General features: G+C 73.9%; 13 protein-coding genes and 1 pseudogene. 6 read left to right on the forward strand and 8 right to left on the reverse strand.

Translation table 11 applies throughout. From position 1 onward, the window contains the following. Positions 1 to 72: 72 nt before the first annotated feature. The 3 genes from ACIO92_RS16050 to ACIO92_RS16060 all read right to left on the reverse strand — a co-directional run bounded on the left by ACIO92_RS16050 (position 73) and on the right by ACIO92_RS16060 (position 1,614). Positions 73 to 420 (reverse strand): thioredoxin domain-containing protein, encoded by a 348-nt coding sequence (locus tag ACIO92_RS16050; RefSeq protein WP_366442255.1) that lies wholly within the window; start codon positions 418 to 420, stop codon positions 73 to 75. Then, positions 417 to 854, reverse strand: coding sequence for a MerR family transcriptional regulator (locus ACIO92_RS16055; protein WP_366442256.1), 438 nt, complete (start codon positions 852 to 854; stop codon positions 417 to 419). The genes ACIO92_RS16050 and ACIO92_RS16055 overlap by 4 nt, the downstream gene beginning before the upstream one ends. A 232-nt stretch (positions 855 to 1,086) precedes the next feature. Continuing rightward, positions 1,087 to 1,614, reverse strand: coding sequence for an Lrp/AsnC family transcriptional regulator (locus ACIO92_RS16060; RefSeq protein ID WP_366442257.1), 528 nt, complete (start codon positions 1,612 to 1,614; stop codon positions 1,087 to 1,089). A gap of 67 nt (positions 1,615 to 1,681) precedes the next feature. Between ACIO92_RS16060 and ACIO92_RS16065 the strand changes: the two genes are divergently transcribed. Beyond that, positions 1,682 to 2,581, forward strand: coding sequence for an NAD-dependent epimerase/dehydratase family protein (locus ACIO92_RS16065; protein WP_401237028.1), 900 nt, complete (start codon positions 1,682 to 1,684; stop codon positions 2,579 to 2,581). Beyond that, positions 2,581 to 3,462, forward strand: coding sequence for an aldo/keto reductase (locus ACIO92_RS16070; protein WP_402281745.1), 882 nt, complete (start codon positions 2,581 to 2,583; stop codon positions 3,460 to 3,462). The genes ACIO92_RS16065 and ACIO92_RS16070 overlap by 1 nt, the downstream gene beginning before the upstream one ends. A 235-nt stretch (positions 3,463 to 3,697) precedes the next feature. Here the strand turns inward: ACIO92_RS16070 and ACIO92_RS16075 are convergent, their stop codons facing one another. Continuing rightward, the gene (locus ACIO92_RS16075) at positions 3,698 to 5,050 is read right to left on the reverse strand and encodes a cation:dicarboxylate symporter family transporter (RefSeq protein ID WP_401237026.1); all 1,353 of its coding nucleotides are present in this window, start codon (positions 5,048 to 5,050) and stop codon (positions 3,698 to 3,700) included. Between the two features lie 333 nt (positions 5,051 to 5,383). On the opposite strand from ACIO92_RS16075, the gene ACIO92_RS16080 reads away from it, so the two are divergent. The 3 genes from ACIO92_RS16080 (at position 5,384) to ACIO92_RS16090 (ending at position 8,795) form a co-directional block, all read left to right on the forward strand. Beyond that, a complete protein-coding gene (locus ACIO92_RS16080) occupies positions 5,384 to 7,348 on the forward strand; it encodes an ATP-binding protein (protein ID WP_402281743.1) in 1,965 nt (654 codons plus the stop codon). Then, the gene (locus tag ACIO92_RS16085; protein WP_366442261.1) at positions 7,345 to 8,040 is read left to right on the forward strand and encodes a response regulator; all 696 of its coding nucleotides are present in this window, start codon (positions 7,345 to 7,347) and stop codon (positions 8,038 to 8,040) included. Before ACIO92_RS16080 ends, ACIO92_RS16085 begins: the two co-directional genes overlap by 4 nt. A gap of 146 nt (positions 8,041 to 8,186) precedes the next feature. After that, a complete protein-coding gene (locus ACIO92_RS16090) occupies positions 8,187 to 8,795 on the forward strand; it encodes a helix-turn-helix transcriptional regulator (protein ID WP_366442343.1) in 609 nt (202 codons plus the stop codon). A 28-nt stretch (positions 8,796 to 8,823) separates the two neighbouring features. Here ACIO92_RS16090 and ACIO92_RS16095 read toward each other — a convergent pair whose 3' ends face one another. Continuing rightward, a complete protein-coding gene (locus ACIO92_RS16095) occupies positions 8,824 to 10,158 on the reverse strand; it encodes a glutamate-1-semialdehyde 2,1-aminomutase (protein WP_366442262.1) in 1,335 nt (444 codons plus the stop codon). Positions 10,159 to 10,249: 91 nt separating this feature from the next. Between ACIO92_RS16095 and ACIO92_RS16100 the strand changes: the two genes are divergently transcribed. Beyond that, the gene (locus ACIO92_RS16100) at positions 10,250 to 10,999 is read left to right on the forward strand and encodes an SDR family oxidoreductase (RefSeq protein WP_401237024.1); all 750 of its coding nucleotides are present in this window, start codon (positions 10,250 to 10,252) and stop codon (positions 10,997 to 10,999) included. 30 nt (positions 11,000 to 11,029) lie between these two features. Here the strand turns inward: ACIO92_RS16100 and ACIO92_RS16105 are convergent. From ACIO92_RS16105 to ACIO92_RS16115, 3 genes and pseudogenes are all read right to left on the reverse strand, one after another. Further along, a pseudogene (locus ACIO92_RS16105) lies at positions 11,030 to 11,512 on the reverse strand (DUF6309 family protein); the annotation flags it as partial. Next, positions 11,509 to 12,312, reverse strand: a complete 804-nt coding sequence (locus ACIO92_RS16110; protein ID WP_402057829.1) for a phytanoyl-CoA dioxygenase family protein — start codon at positions 12,310 to 12,312, stop codon at positions 11,509 to 11,511. The gene ACIO92_RS16110 and the pseudogene ACIO92_RS16105, both read right to left, overlap by 4 nt. Positions 12,313 to 12,667: 355 nt before the next feature. Next, on the reverse strand, positions 12,668 to 14,428 hold the full coding sequence (locus ACIO92_RS16115; RefSeq protein WP_402281740.1) for a helix-turn-helix domain-containing protein: 1,761 nt from the start codon (positions 14,426 to 14,428) through the stop codon (positions 12,668 to 12,670). Between the last annotated feature and the right edge of the window lie 193 nt (positions 14,429 to 14,621).

Genomic DNA, 14,621 nt, shown 5'->3' on the forward strand with positions numbered 1-14,621 from the left:
CACCGCCGGGGAGCGCGCCGCCCGAGGGACCCGCCGGGCGCGGGCGCTCCGGGCGGGGCGCTCCGGCCCGGGTCAGCCGAGCGCGTCCGCCAGTTCCTCCAGGAGGCGGCGCTTCGGCCGGGCTCCGACGAGGGACTTCACCGGCTCGCCCGCCCGGAACAGCAGCATCGTCGGGGTGGCGAGCACCCCGTACCGCAGGGTGGTCTCGGGGTTGCGGTCCACGTCGATCTCCACGATCCGCAGCCGGTCCGCCTCCTCCGCCGCGATCGCGCCCAGCACCGGCTTGAGCTGCCGGCACGGGCCGCACCACCCGGCGGTGAACTTCACCAGGACCGGCCGCCCGGACTCCAGCACCTCCGCCCCGAAGTCCGCGTCCGTGACCTCGGCCACGCCCTCCGTGTCCTTCGCGTATGCCGTCATCGCCGTTCTCCCTCCGTCGCCGGGGCCCGCCCCGGGCCCTCCTCCGTCATCAGTTCGCACCGGGGCTCCGGACCGTGCGGCAGTTCCGCCTCGGCCCGCAGCAGCTGGGCGCCGACCTCCGCGCGCACCGCGAGGAGCCGTCCGACCAGTCCGTCCAGCTCGGCGATCTTGCGCCGGTAGACGGCGATCGACGCCGGGCAGGAGTCGCCCGCCGGATGGCCCGCGCGCAGGCAGTCCACGAACGGCCGGGTCTCCTCCAGGTCGAACCCGAAGGCCCGCAGGGTCCTGATCTCCCGCAGCAGCCGCAGGTCCGCCTCGTCGTAGGTGCGGTGGCCCCGCTCCGTGCGCCGGGCGGTCAGGAGCCCCCGGGACTCGTAGTACCGCAGGGTCCGCGTGGTCGTCCCGGCCCGCTCGGCCAGCTCTCCGATGCGCATGTCCCCGACGGTATGCCTTGACGTCGACGTCAGGGCAAGCCCGCGTCGTCCCGGGAACGCCCGCCCGGGACACCGGCCGCCGCCCGGGACACCGGCCCGGTCAGCGGCCGGTTCCGTCCGGACGGCCGGTCTCCGCGGGTGGCGGGTTCCGCGCGGGCGGCCGGTTCCGTACGGGCAGTCGGTTCCGTACCGGTGGGCGGTTCCGTACCGGTGGTCGGTTCCGTACCGGTGGTCAGTTCCGCGCGGGGGGCGGGAGGAGCGGCTTGCGGACCACCGGGGAGGACAGGACGATCGAGGTCGTCGTACGGCCGAGGGCCGAGGTCTGCTCCAGCACGTCCTCCAGGTGGACGGTGTCGGTGACGGCGACCTTGATGATCCAGCAGTCCTCCCCCACCACGTGGTGCACCTCCAGGACCTCGGGCCGCGCGGTCAGCTCCAGGGTCCTCGGATGCCTCAGGGTGTAGCCGCCGTGCGGATCGACCCGGATGAAGGCCTGGATGCCGTAGCCGAGCCGGGCCGGGGAGACATGGGCGCCGTAGCCGGTGACCGCGCCGCTCGCCTCGAGGCGCCGGACGCGCTCGGTGACGGCGGCGGGGCTGAGCCTGACCCGCCGCCCCAGCTCGCTCAGTTTGATCCGGCCGTCGCTCTGGAGGACCTCCAGGATCTGCCGGTCGACGGCGTCGAAGGAGGCCGCCGATGTTTCGTCGGCGAGAAGACGCGAAGGCCGTGGTTCTTTCGGTACGGCGGCCTGGACTCCCATGTTTCCCCCTTCAGACGGCGGAGAATCAACGTAACACTTGTCCAGCGAGACAAGGGAGTTGGTATTCATGGACATTCTGGTCATCGGCGGGAACCGCTATTTCGGAAAGCGGCTCATCGCCCTGCTGCGGGGCTCCGGACACCGGATCACCGTGCTCAACCGGGGCTCCTCCGGCACCCCCGGGGAGACCGAACACCTCATCGCCGACCGCGACGACGAGCGGGCGCTGGAGACCGCGCTCGCGGGCCGCTCCTTCGACGTCGTCGTGGACCAGGTCTGCTACACCCCGCGCCAGGCGGAGATCGCCCGGCGGGTCTTCGCGGCCCGCACCCGGCGCTACGTCATGACCTCCACGGTGATGGTGTACGAGTACGAGGACTCCGCCGACCCGGTCCCCGAGGACGCCCTCGACCTGTCCACCGTCACCGTGGACAGCGAACTGCCCTGGCACGACCAGGAGTTCCGGGACGCCCACTACGGGGAGGGCAAGCGGCAGTCCGAGGCGGTCTTCGCGGCGGACCCGCCCTTCGCCTGGACCTCGGTACGGGTGGCCCACGTCCTCGGCGGTGACGACGACTTCACCGGCCGCCTCGACCACTACGTGCGACGGGTCCGGGCGGGCGAGCCGATCACCGTCCCGGCGGTCAACCACCCGGCGACCTACGTGTACGTCGAGGAGATCGCCGACTTCCTCGCCTGGACCGTCACCGGCGACTTCACCGGCCCGGTCAACGCCCGCTCCCACGGCAGGCTCACCACCGCCGACCTCTGCGCGGAGATAGAGAGGCAGGTCGGCGGCCGGACCGTCTTCCACCGGGTGGAGGTCGGCGAGGTCTCGCCGTTCTCCTTCGACCGCGCGTACAGCATGGACAACTCCCGTGCCACCGCGCTCGGTTACTCCTTCTCCCACTCCTCCGACTGGCTCGCGGGGGCCGTCGCCGAGACCATCGGGGCACAGGCCCGCTGATGCGCTACCGCCTGCTGGGGGACGTCCGGGTCGGTGCCGTCGGGCTCGGCACCATGCCGCTCTCCATCGAGGGCGGGCCCGGCGAGGCACGGGCCCTGGCCACCGTGCACGCCGCCCTCGACGCCGGGGTGACCCTGCTCGACACGGCCGACTCCTACCACCCGCCGGGCGGCGCGCCCGGCGAGGGCGAACTGCTCGTGGCCCGCGCCCTCGCCTCGTACGGCGGCCGGACCGACGACGTCCTCGTCGCCACCAAGGGCGGCCGGGGCCGTACCCCCGACGGCGGCTGGAGCGTCGACGGGCGTCCCGCGCACCTGCGCCGGGCGGCCGAGGCCTCGGCCCGGCGGCTCGGCCGCACCCCCCTCGGCCTCTACCAGCTGCACAGACCCGACCCGACCGTCCCGTACGCCGAATCGCTCGGCGCGCTCAGGGAACTCCTCGACGCGGGCACGGTCCGGCTCGCGGGCGTCTCGAACGTGGACACCGCGCAGATCCTGCTCGCCCGCGAGATCCTCGGCGACCGGCTGGTCTCCGTGCAGAACCGCTGCTCCCCCGAGGTCCGCACCGGCGGCGCCGAACTGCGGCTCTGCGCGGAACTCGGCCTCGCGTACCTGCCGTGGAGCCCGCTGGGCGGCATCTCCCGCAGCTCCCTCGACGGGACGTCCGCGCGGGAGGAGGACCCCCGCTCCGCCGCCTTCCACCGGGTGGCCCGGGAGCGCGGGACCAGCCCGCAGCGGGTGGCCCTCGCCTGGCTGCTCACCCGCCCGGGGACGGTCCTGCCGATCCCCGGCGCGAGCCGCCCGGAGTCGGCCCGCGACTCCGCCGCGGCGGCGGACCTCCTGCTGACCCGGGAGGAGGTGGCGGCCCTGGACGGCCCGTGAGGCGCCCGCACGGGGGTCGGGCGCCGACCGGGGGCCGTACGCGGTGAGGACCCGCCGGAGGGCGTACGCGGTGGGGCCACCGGACGCCGTACGCAGCGAGAGCCACCGGAAGCCGTACGCGGCAAGAGCCGTCGGAGGCCGTACGCGGCAGGACCACAGGAAGCCGTGCGGTGAGGGGCGGTCCCTTTCCCGGGGCCGCCCCTCACCGTTCGTCGCACCGGTCCGGTGTCCCGGGTCAGACGCCCGCGCGGGCCTTCTCCTCGCCCTCCTCGGCGCGCTGGTCCGGGACCGGGGACGGGCCGTGGTCGTCGACGAGGGTCTTCTCGTCGAACGGGACGTGCCCGGCGAGCACCTCGGAGACCCGCGCCTTGTCGATCTCCTTCGTCCAGGTGCCGACGAGCACCGTCGCCACGGCGTTGCCCGCGAAGTTGGTGAGGGCGCGCGCCTCGCTCATGAAGCGGTCGATGCCCACGATCAGGCCCACCCCGTCGACCAGTTCGGGCCGGTGCGACTGGAGGCCGCCCGCGAGGGTGGCGAGACCGGCGCCGGTGACGCCCGCCGCCCCCTTCGAGGCGATGATCATGAAGACCAGGAGGGAGACCTGCTCACCGAAGGAAAGGGGGTCGCCCATCGCCTCGGCGACGAAGAGCGAGGCCATCGTCAGATAGATCGCGGTGCCGTCCAGGTTGAACGAGTAGCCGGTCGGGACGGTGATGCCGACGACCGGCTTGGAGACGCCCAGGTGCTCCATCTTCGCGATGAGCCGGGGCAGCGCCGACTCGGACGAGGAGGTGGAGAGGATCAGCAGGAACTCGCGGCCCAGGTACTTCAGGAGGGTCCAGATGTTGATCCCGGCGACCAGCCGCAGCAGCGCGCCGAGCACCACGAAGACGAAGATCGCACAGGTCAGGTAGAAGCCGATCATGATGACGGCCAGGGACTTCAGGGCGTCGATCCCGGTCGCGCCGACGACCGCGGCGATCGCGCCGAACGCGCCGACCGGCGCGGCCCACATGATCATGCCGAGGATGCGGAAGACCAGCCGCTGGATGTGCCCGATCCCGCGCAGGACCGGCTCGCCCGCCGCCCCCATCGCCTGGAGCGCGAAGCCCGCGAGCAGCGCGACGAGCAGGGTCTGGAGGACCTCGCCCTCGGTGAAGGCGGACACCATCGTGGTGGGGATGATCCCGAGCAGGAAGTCGGGGGTGGACTCGCTCGCCCCCTGGGCCTGCTTGGCGCCCGCCTCGGCCAGCTCCTTGGTGAGGTGGAGACCGGAGCCGGGCTCCAGGAGGTTGCCGACGAGCAGACCGATCGCGAGGGCGACCGTGGACATCACCATGAAGTAGCCGAGGGCGAGCCCGCCGACGGCGCCGACCTTCGCCGCCTTCCGGACCGAACCGACGCCCAGCACGATCGTGCAGAAGATGATCGGCGAGATCATCATCTTGATCAGATTGACGAAGCCGGTGCCCAGCGGCTTGAGCTCGACGGCGACACCGGGCGCCAGGAAGCCGACCGCGATGCCGAGCAGAACGGCGGCGATCACGGCCAGATACAGATAGTGGGTACGGTCCCGGCGTGCGGCCACGGGGTCCTCCTCGCGCTGATGGATGTCCACGTCCCGGTGGACTCCGGCGACTATCCACCAGCATGTGACCCGGGTCACTGTTGCGTACGTTTCGTTCACGGCCGAACCGTCGGAAGGGTCCGGCAGCGGCTCGCGCGGACCCCCCGCGCCGGTCCCGTACGACCCCCGCCCGACTCCCCGCTCCGGTCCCGTACGACCCCCGCCCGACTCCCCGCTCCGGTCCCGTACGACCCCCGCCCGGCCTCGCGCGCAGATCCCGCGCGACCGTACGGAAAGGGAACGATTCGGGAACGCGACGCCCCGGAGCAAATCCCGCCGTGCACACTTACCCGCATGTGTCCCTCCCTCCCCCGCCCGCGCAGCCTGGCCGGACAGCTCTTCGCGATGCAGGTCGCGGTCGTGGCCGTCATCGTGGCGGGGTGCGCGGTCTTCGCGTACGTCACGGACCGCGGGCAGGCCGAGGAGACCGCGCGGCGGCAGGCCACGGCGACCGCCGCCGCCGTCGCCGACTCCCCGTCCGTGGTCGCCGCCGCCCGCACCGCGGACCCGTCGGCGGTGCTCCAGCCGTACACGGAGGCGCTCCGCCGCCACGCGGGCGTCGCGTTCGTCGTCATCATGTCCCCGGAGGGCACCCGCTGGACGCATCCCGAGCCCGACCAGATCGGCCGCACCTACCTCGGTCACATCGAGGAGGCGCGGGCCGGCCGGCTCTACTCCGAGACCCATCTCGGCGTGCTCGGCCCCTCGGTGCGGACCGTGGCGCCCGTCATGGCAGGAGACCGGGTCGTCGCCCTGGTCAGCGCGGGCATCACCATCGAGAAGATCAGCGAGCAGATACGGGAGCAGGTCACCGCGCTGCTCTTCATGGCGGGCGCGGCCCTCGCGCTCGGCGGCGCGGGCACCCATGTCGTCAACGCCCGGCTGCGCCGCCACACCCACGGCATGAACGCGACCGCGCTGAGCCGGATGTACGACTACCACGAAGCCGCGCTCCACGCGGTCCGCGAAGGACTCGTGATGCTGGACGGACAGCGACGGATCGCCCTCATCAACGACGGGGCACGCGAACTGCTCGGTCTGGACGAGGGGTCCGTCGGCCGCCCGGCGAGCGGACTCGGCCTGCCCGCCTCGCTGACGGGCGCCCTGCTCTCCTCCGAGCCGCGCGTCGACGAGACGCATCTGACGGCCGACCGGCTCCTCGTCGTCAACACCCGCCCGGTGGTGGGCGGCAAGCGGCGCGGCACCGTCGTCACCCTCCGGGACCGCACCGAACTCCAGGCGCTCTCCGGCGAACTGGACTCCGAGCGGGGCTTCACCGAGGCCCTCCGCTCCCAGGCCCACGAGGCGGCCAACCGGCTGCACACCGTGGTGTCGCTCATCGAACTGGGCCGGGTGGCCGAGGCGGTGGAGTTCGCCACGGCGGAACTGGAACTCGCCCAGGCGCTCACCGACCGGGTCGTCGACGCCGTCGGGGAGCCGGTGCTCGCGGCGCTGCTGCTCGGCAAGGCGGCCCAGGCCCACGAGCGGGGCGTGGAACTGACGCTCACCGAGGACAGCCGCATCGACGACGGGCTGCTGCCCCCGGCCCTGCCCGCCCGTGACCTGGTGACCATCCTCGGCAACCTCATCGACAACGCGGTGGAGGCGGTCGGCGGCACCCCGCACGCCCGGGTGACGGTCACCGTCGCGGCCCGCACCGGCGACGGGGAACTGCTGCTGCGGGTCGGCGACAGCGGCCCCGGGGTGCGCCCGGCCGACCGCGACGCCGTCCTGGGCCGGGGCTGGTCCACCCGGGGCCCCGGCAGGGGCCTCGGCCTGGCCCTGGTCGGCCAGGCGGTCGGCCGCGCCCGGGGCACCCTGACCGTGACGGACGCGGAGGAGGGCGGCGCGGAGTTCACCGTACGGCTGCCCCTGCCGACGGGCCCGGACGCGGCCGGGGAGACGGACGGGAACGGGAGTACGGGGACGGGGACGGGGGCAAGGACGGTGGTGGGTGCGGGTCCGGGCGCACCCACGGACACGGGCAAGGGGACGGACATGGGCGCGCGTACGGACACGGGGACGGGGACGGAGACAGACACCGGGACAGGCACCGCGACCTCCACCGGCACCGGCACCGGCACCGGCACCGGTGGAGGTCGCGCCGGGGGTCCGGCTCCGCACCCCGCGCCCGTGCCACGGCCGCGGTCGGGGACGGGCGGTCCCGGCCCCGCCGACCCCGGCCACCCGGGTCCCGGCCGCCCCGGTCCCGGTCCCGCCGTCGACGGTCCCGGTTCCCCCTCGGAGGTGGCCGGATGAGCGCCGTGGACCTGCGGGTGCTGGTCGTCGAGGACGACCCCGTCGCCGCCGACGCGCACGCCCTGTACGCCGGGCGCGTCGAGGGCTTCACCGTCGTCGGGGTCGCGCACTCCCGCGCCGCCGCCGTCCGGCTCCTCGACCGGACCCCCGTCGATCTGATCCTGCTCGACCTCTACCTCCCCGACGGCCACGGACTGCAGCTGCTGCGGGCGCTGCGCGCCGCCGGGCACTCCGCCGACGTCATCGCCGTCACCTCCGCCCGCGACCTGGCCGTGGTCAGGGAGGGCGTCTCGCTGGGCGTCGTCCAGTACGTCCTGAAGCCGTTCGCCTTCGCGACCCTCCGGGACCGGCTCGCGCGGTACGCCGAGTTCCGGGCGTCGGCGGGCGAGGCCTCCGGGCAGGACGAGGTCGACCGGGCCCTCGCCACTCTCCGTGCCCCGCACCCCGCCGCCCTCCCCAAGGGACTGAGCGCGCCCACCCTGGAGGCCGTCACCCGGGGGCTGCGGGCCGCCCCGGCGGGGCTCACCGCTGCCGAGGCGGGGGCGGCGGTCGGGATATCCCGGATCACCGCGCGCCGCTATCTGGAACACCTGGTCACCGGGGGCCGGGCGGTACGGGCCCCGCAGTACGGCCAGATCGGACGGCCCGAACTCCAGTACCGCTGGCTCGAAGGACCCGCCCGGGGTTACTGAGCGGTTCCCACGTTCCTACGACCGCGCACGTTGGCGGAACGCACCGTATCCAGCCATCACCCTCCGCATCTAGCGTGGGGCGGGTGCACAGACCCACCCCTCCCTTCGACGCCCTGGCCGCCCGACGGCTGCGCGAGGGCCTCGGCATGACCCACGACCACGTCGCCTACGGTCTGCGCGCCCAGTACGGCCTCCTCGTCGGACCCGACACGGTCGCCGCCTGGGAACGCGGCCGGGCCGTCCCCGGCGAACAGGAGCTGACCGCCCTCGCGGGCGTCCTGTGGTGCTCCCCCGCCGAACTGATCGCCGCCGCCTCGACCCTGCGCGAGCACCGCATGGCGCACGGGCTCGGCGTCGAGGAACTGGCCCGGCGGGTGGGCCTGGCGGCCCCGGCGTACCAGCGGATGGAGGACGAGGGTCGCTGGCGCGGCACCGACCGCCAGACCGCCGCGCTCGCCGAGGCCCTCGGTCTCGGCCCGCGCGCCCTGGTCACCGCGACCGGCGGGGACGAGCGGCTCGCGGAGCTGCTGCGCGACGCGGTGACCACCCGCTGGCAGGCGTACGTGAAACCGGCGGTGAAGATGCTGCCGCTGCCGAAGCGGACCGTGGAGACGGCCCTCCAGCGGCTGCACACGGAGTACCACGCCCGGATGGCGGCGACCAGCAGCTGGGGCGCGTCGGGGACGACCGGCGAGGAGGGCCGGGAGTATCTGGAGGACGTCGTCGCGCGCTTCTGGGCGGCGGCGGGGGCGTGACGGGAGACGTCCCGCCCCCTGGCCCCGGTCACAGGACCGCGAACGCCTCCTCCACGGCCTCGCAGGTGGCGTCCACTTCGTCCTCGGTGACGGCCGCAGCGACGAACCAGCAGGCCATGCCGTAGGCGTTGGTGTGGACTCCGCGTTCGAGGAGTCCGTGGCGGAAGGCGTCGTAGCGCGCCTGGTCGGTGGCGAACAGGTCGCGGTACTGGCGGGTGGGGGCGCCGTCGGGGGTGAAGACGGTCTGGAACATGGCTCCGACGCCCTGCACCGCGCAGGGGACGCGCCGGTCGTGGGCGGCCCGCCGGATCGCCTCCATGACACGGCGGCCGCTCTCCTCGATGCGCTTGCCGACCTCCGGCTGGTTCAGCTGTCGGAGGGTGACCAGCGCGGAGGTCGCGCACAGCGGCGAGGCGTTGTAGGTGCCTCCGTGCTTGACGTGTCCCCGGGCCATGGGTTCCATCACGTGCCGCTGTCCGGCGAAGGCGGCGATCGGCAGGCCTCCGCCCAGTGCCTTGGAGAAGACCGCCAGGTCCGGCACCACGCCGAACATCGTCTGGGCGCCTCCGGGCCCGGTGCGGAATCCGGTGCAGACCTCGTCGAAGACGAGCACGACGTCCCGTGCCGTGCATTCCTCCCGCAGCCGGTTCAGGAAGCCCGGCGCGGGCATGGTGCAGGCGTTGTTGGCGACGATGGGTTCGCAGATGACCGCCGCGATCTCCCCTCGGTGGGCGTCGAGACACGTACGGAGTGCCTCGGGGTCGTTCCACGGGCAGACGACCACGTCGCCGGTGATCCCGTCCGGTATGCCGGGGGAGTGCGGTACGGAGTGCGGAGTCCCGTAGGGGCCCGCCTCCTCGACACCGGGCCGGTTGGAGATGGCGAGGGTGTCGGACCAGCCGTGGTAGTGGCCCTCGAACTTGAGGATCTTCGACCGTCCGGTGTATCCACGGGCGGCGCGCACGGCGCCCTGCACCGCTTCGCTCCCCGAGTTGGCGAACCGGACGAGCTCCGCGCAGGGCACCATGTCGCAGATCAGTTCGGCGAGTTCGACTTCCGGGGTGTTGCAGGTGCCGAACATCGTTCCGGTGTGCAGGACGGCGGTGAGCGCCTCGGTGAGCAGCGGGGAGGCGTGTCCCAGGACGGCGCTGCCGTAGGAGATGAGGTAGTCGATGTACTCGTTGCCGTCGACGTCCCTGATCCGCGCGCCCGACCCGCTGTCCATGTAGAGCGGGTAGGGGTGCGGGCCGGTCGAGGTCAGCCGGGACGAGGAGCTGATCCCGCCGGCCAGGGACGACTGGGCCCGCTCGAACAGGGCGCGGCTGCGGTCGGTCCCGCCCAGCGCCTGTATACGGCCATTCACTTGGGTCTCCCGTTTGGGTGAAGGGGGTGGTTGGGCACGTTCGCAGAGCCCTGCGTGCGCAGGGGTTCCCGAGGGTAAGGACGGGTGGGGCGTGGCTGAGCGAACGGTTGTCGTCACTGGCGCGGGCAGTGGTATCGGGCGTGCGTGCGCACTGGGTCTTCTGGCGGACGGCTGGACGGTGGCTCTGGTCGGACGGCGCGGGGAGCCGCTGGAGGAGACGGTGGCCCTCGCCCCCGTCGGTGTTCGTGGCCGTGCGGTCCCCCTTCCCGCGGACATCACCGATCCCTCCGCCGTGGACGACCTGTTCGGACAGGTCGTGGACCGCTTCGGACGGCTGGACGTGCTGTTCAACAACGCGGCCGACACCATGCCGTACGTCCCGACCGACGAGGTGGGCGTCGAGGACTGGCACCGGGTGATGGACTCCATCGCCACCGGGACGTTCCTGTGTTCCCGCGCCGCCTTCCGGGTCATGAAGCGGCAGACCCCGCGCGGGGGGCGGATCATCAACAACGGGGCGCCGTCCGCCCAGGTGCCCCGACCGGACTCCATAGCGTTCACCGCGGCCAAGCACGCGGTGGCCGGGATGACGCGTTCGCTGTCCCTGGACGGGCGTCCCTACGACATCTCCTGCGGCCAGATCGACATCGGCAACGTCACTCCGCCCGACCGTCCGCAGCCCGCGGTGCTGCAGGCCGACGGGTCACGGCGGGTCGAACCGACCATGGACGTCGGGCATGTCGTCGACATGGTGCGGACGATGGCCGGTCTGCCCCGCGGGGTGAACATCCAGTCGGTTCTGGTCATGCCCAGCGCGATGCCGTACGTGGGTCGGGGGTAGCCCGGCGACGTACGCCTCGAACCAGTTGCCGGGCGCCAGTCGCCCGGCCCTGGCCCAGGAGAGCATCCGGTGCAGTCCGTCCAGGTGGATCAGTCCTTCGCGGACCGTCAGGGACTCGTAGTCGGGACCGGGCGCGGGCCGGGTGCTCAGGAAGAGGGGGAGGCGCGTGCCCGTGTCCTGCCGGGTGAGTTTGAGCGCGCAGAGCGGATTGGACCGCTCGTACGAGGGGCCCAGCGCCGCGAGCCTCTCCGCCGCCTCGGCCACGCTCAGTCCGGTTCTGGGGACGAGCTCCACCTCCCCGTCCTCGCCCAGGTGCCAGGGGAGCACGATGTCGCGGACCTCCGGCCCCTCCAGCAGGACCCGGTGCCAGCGGCCGCCCGCCTCCCGCTGCGCGTTGCCGATGTGCCCCTCGGCCTCGTCGTTGGAGTTGGCCCGGTCGGACGCGTCGAAGGGGTGTTCGCGGGCGAAGTGCCGCATGACCGCGTCGAACCGGACCGCTCCCTGAATCCTCATCCGCCGTGCCTCCGGTCCCTTTCCCACTCGCTGAAGTGCCGTTCGGCGAACAGCTCCGGCCGTCCCGCGTCCAGGCCCCGTAATCGTGCCACCGCCAGCACCTGGCGCCAGTACGGCTTGACCGGTGGCCACAGGGTCCCGGTGCGGCAGTAGGAGCCGTCGATCATGTAACGCGGGCCGGCGGTGCTCGAACGCGGTGCGGGCGCGGCGCGGCGGGTGTGGAAGAGCGCCGAGTGGAGCAGGACGGTGGAGCCGGGGGGCAGGTCGTCGACGACCACTTCGCCGGGCAGGACGTCCGTGCCGAGACCGCTCCGGGCGTCCTTCTCGGCGACCTCCCGGTGCGAGCCCGGCAGTACGGCCAGGCCGCCCCACTCGGGCCGGAGCCCGCGGATGTAGTGCAACGCGTGGATCATGGGGAGGCGGCGGTCGCGCTGGGGCGCCTGTTCGTAGTCGTGGTGCCAGCTCTTGCCCGCTCCTCCGGCGGGCCGCCGGTCGCTGTGCAGGTGGTGGAAGACGAAGGACTCCCCCAGCAGACCGGGGCGGCCGAGCAGGTCCATCAGCGGCGGGTGCGCCGCGAGTTCACCGTGTGCCGGAAGGTCCAGCTCGACCACCTGCGGCGGCCCGGCGCCGGGCCGCAGGCTGGCGTCCACCGACTGCTGACGCCATCCCGTCTCCACCCACTTGTCCACTTCCGGGACAAGGCGGTCGACAAGGTCGGGCGGCAGGAATCCGGGCAGCACGATGAATCCGCGCTCGGCGAAATCCTCCACCTGGCTCTCGATGAAACGGGCGTCTAACACCTACGGAACCCCCCTGGTTCATGCACCGGTCACCGTACGGCCGCTTTGCTTGGCCCTTTCTATCCCGACCCCATGGCTGACATGCGCATGACCTGGTAAATGGCCAAAAGGGTGCCTAGGGGCGGAGGGGTGGCCGGTGGCCCGAGGCCATCGGATTCCGTCCTCCGTCCGTCGGGCGCCGCCCGCTCCCGGTCCTGTCCTTACGGCGTTCACACGGGGGTGGAGGCGTGGTGACGATGGCGAGTTCTCAGCCGTCGGCGGTCCTGGGTCCGGCGGGCTCCCGGGACCGGGCCGCGCGCCCGGACCGGTGGGATCCGCGCCGACGGCCACGGTCGGCGGCTCCCGCCGAGCGCTCTCAGGGGGCCTCGAAGGCGAAGAGCTGTCCGGCCGCGTCGGGCGCGCAGGGGGCCTGGGCGAGTCGGGCCCCCGCCGTCGCCCGGTCGCCGGTGACGGTGACGCAGCTGCCGGGGGCCGCCGAGCCGACGGGAACGATCCGATGGCCGCGCACGGGGGTCCCGAACGGTTCGAGCGCGAAGGTCTCGACCCGGCTCGGGTCGCCGCACTCGGAGTCCTCGTACGCGGCCCCGGGTATCCGGCCACCGGAGGGGATGCCGGAGCAGCCGGGCCCGAAGTCCGGATGGTCCGACGCGATCCGCCACCGTCCGGCGCCCGCCGCCACCAGCGCGTAGCGGGGCATGTCGGCTTCCGCGCACGGCAGTTGGTGGATCTGCCCGCTACGGGAGCCGCGCCGCTCACCGAGGCAGAAGCCGGTGCCGGCCACCCGGATGCGCACCTCCCCCGCGGCGGGTGCGGCGACGGACGCGCCGGGGGTACGGGAGGGTTCCCGGGGCGCGGCGGGCGTGGGGGGCCCGTCGCGGAGGGCGGCGACGAGGCTGACGCCCGCGAGCACCAGCCCGGTCAGCGCGACCGCCGCGACGAGGGCGCGCCGTATGCGGAAGGGCCGCGGGGGCGGGGGCGGGGCGGTGTCCCGCGGATGCGGAGCGAGCGGCCACACGGGGGGATCGTCCGCCTCGGAAACCCCGTCCGCCCCGGAGAAACCGTCCGCCTCGGAAGCCCTGTCCGTCTCGGAAACCCCGTCCGTCTCGGAAACCCCGTCCGTCTCGGGGAGACCGTTCCCCTCGGAGCCCCCGCCCCCGCCCCCGCCCCCGCCCGCTCCCGGGTCCGGGCCGCCGGGCGCCGAGCCGGTGCCGTGCGGGCCCGAACCGCCGGGGCCGGGGTCCGTACCGCGCATGTCCGGGCCCGCGCCGGAGACGACCCGGCCGGTGCCGGTGCCGGTGCCGGTGCCGGTGCCGGTGCCGGTGACATCACGGCCCGCGCCACTGGTGGCCGGACCCGCGCCGCTCACGTCCTGGCCGGGGCCGCCGACATCACGACCCACTCCCCCGGTGCCCGGAACCACCCCGCTCACTCCCCAGCCCGCGCCGGAGACGTCCCGGCCCACCCCGCTCGCCGGTTCCCCGTCCGCGCACGGGCCCGGCCCCGGGCACGTGCGCTCGGCCGGGGCCGCGCCGGACGGCCCGTCCGTCTCCCCGCCGGAGATCCGGTGGGCGCCCCCGCCCGACGGCCGGTCGGTGTCCGCGCCCGACGGCCGCTCCCGGTCCGCGCCGGGCTCCCGGTGCGGTCCGGTGCCCGTTCCCGTGTCCCCGGCCCCTTCCCCGTACGCTCCGAGCCCCCCGTACGTACCGCCGTCCCCATGGGCGGCCCGGCCCGTTCGCGTGTCCCCGGCCGCTCCCGGGCTCCCGCCCGTACCCCCGTCGGCGGCCCGGCCCGCACCGGGGTCCGCGCCCGTGCCCACGGCCCCGTACGGCTCCCGGCGCGCGAGGCGGTTCCGCACCCGGCGCCAGACCTCCGCCTCCTCCGGCGGGAGTCCGCAGGCGCGGACGAAGACGGTCAGGAGTTCCTCGCGGGGCAGGGTGGCGCGGGCCAGCATGTTCGCCATGGTCGAGCGGGGCAGGACGTCCCCGTGCTCCGCCGCGCGCGCCGCGAGGTCGCGGTACGTCAGGCCCGACCGCTCCTTGAGGTCCTGGAGGTGCGCCCGGAACTCGGCGGGGGTCCCCGCCCCCCTCGGGTCGGGGACGTGCTCCCCCGGGCTCATCCGCGCCTCTCCCTTCCGCCGGACGGGTTCGGGACATGTCCGGGACAGGCTCCAGCCTTGTGGATCCGGCGCCCCGGCTCAAGAGTGGAAACCGGCATTTCCAGAGGTGATGCCGGGCACACGACAGTGGCCCCGACCGTCCACGGGGGGACGGTCGGGGCCACTCGGTCGTGCGGGGGTCCCGGCGGGATCC

The sequence above is a fragment of the Streptomyces sp. NPDC087215 genome (genome assembly GCF_044744885.1).
In the GTDB taxonomy this organism is placed as follows: domain Bacteria; phylum Actinomycetota; class Actinomycetes; order Streptomycetales; family Streptomycetaceae; genus Streptomyces.

Excerpts from the sequence above, each read along its gene's own strand:
- ACIO92_RS16050 (WP_366442255.1), bottom strand. The coding sequence starts at position 420 with ATGACGGCATACGCGAAGGACACGGAGGGCGTGGCCGAGGTCACGGAC.
- ACIO92_RS16055 (WP_366442256.1), bottom strand. The coding sequence starts at position 854 with ATGCGCATCGGAGAGCTGGCCGAGCGGGCCGGGACGACCACGCGGACC.
- ACIO92_RS16060 (WP_366442257.1), bottom strand. The coding sequence starts at position 1,614 with ATGGGAGTCCAGGCCGCCGTACCGAAAGAACCACGGCCTTCGCGTCTT.
- ACIO92_RS16065 (WP_401237028.1), top strand. The coding sequence starts at position 1,682 with ATGGACATTCTGGTCATCGGCGGGAACCGCTATTTCGGAAAGCGGCTC.
- ACIO92_RS16070 (WP_402281745.1), top strand. The coding sequence starts at position 2,581 with ATGCGCTACCGCCTGCTGGGGGACGTCCGGGTCGGTGCCGTCGGGCTC.
- ACIO92_RS16080 (WP_402281743.1), top strand. The coding sequence starts at position 5,384 with ATGTGTCCCTCCCTCCCCCGCCCGCGCAGCCTGGCCGGACAGCTCTTC.
- ACIO92_RS16085 (WP_366442261.1), top strand. The coding sequence starts at position 7,345 with ATGAGCGCCGTGGACCTGCGGGTGCTGGTCGTCGAGGACGACCCCGTC.
- ACIO92_RS16090 (WP_366442343.1), top strand. The coding sequence starts at position 8,187 with ATGACCCACGACCACGTCGCCTACGGTCTGCGCGCCCAGTACGGCCTC.
- ACIO92_RS16115 (WP_402281740.1), bottom strand. The coding sequence starts at position 14,428 with ATGAGCCCGGGGGAGCACGTCCCCGACCCGAGGGGGGCGGGGACCCCC.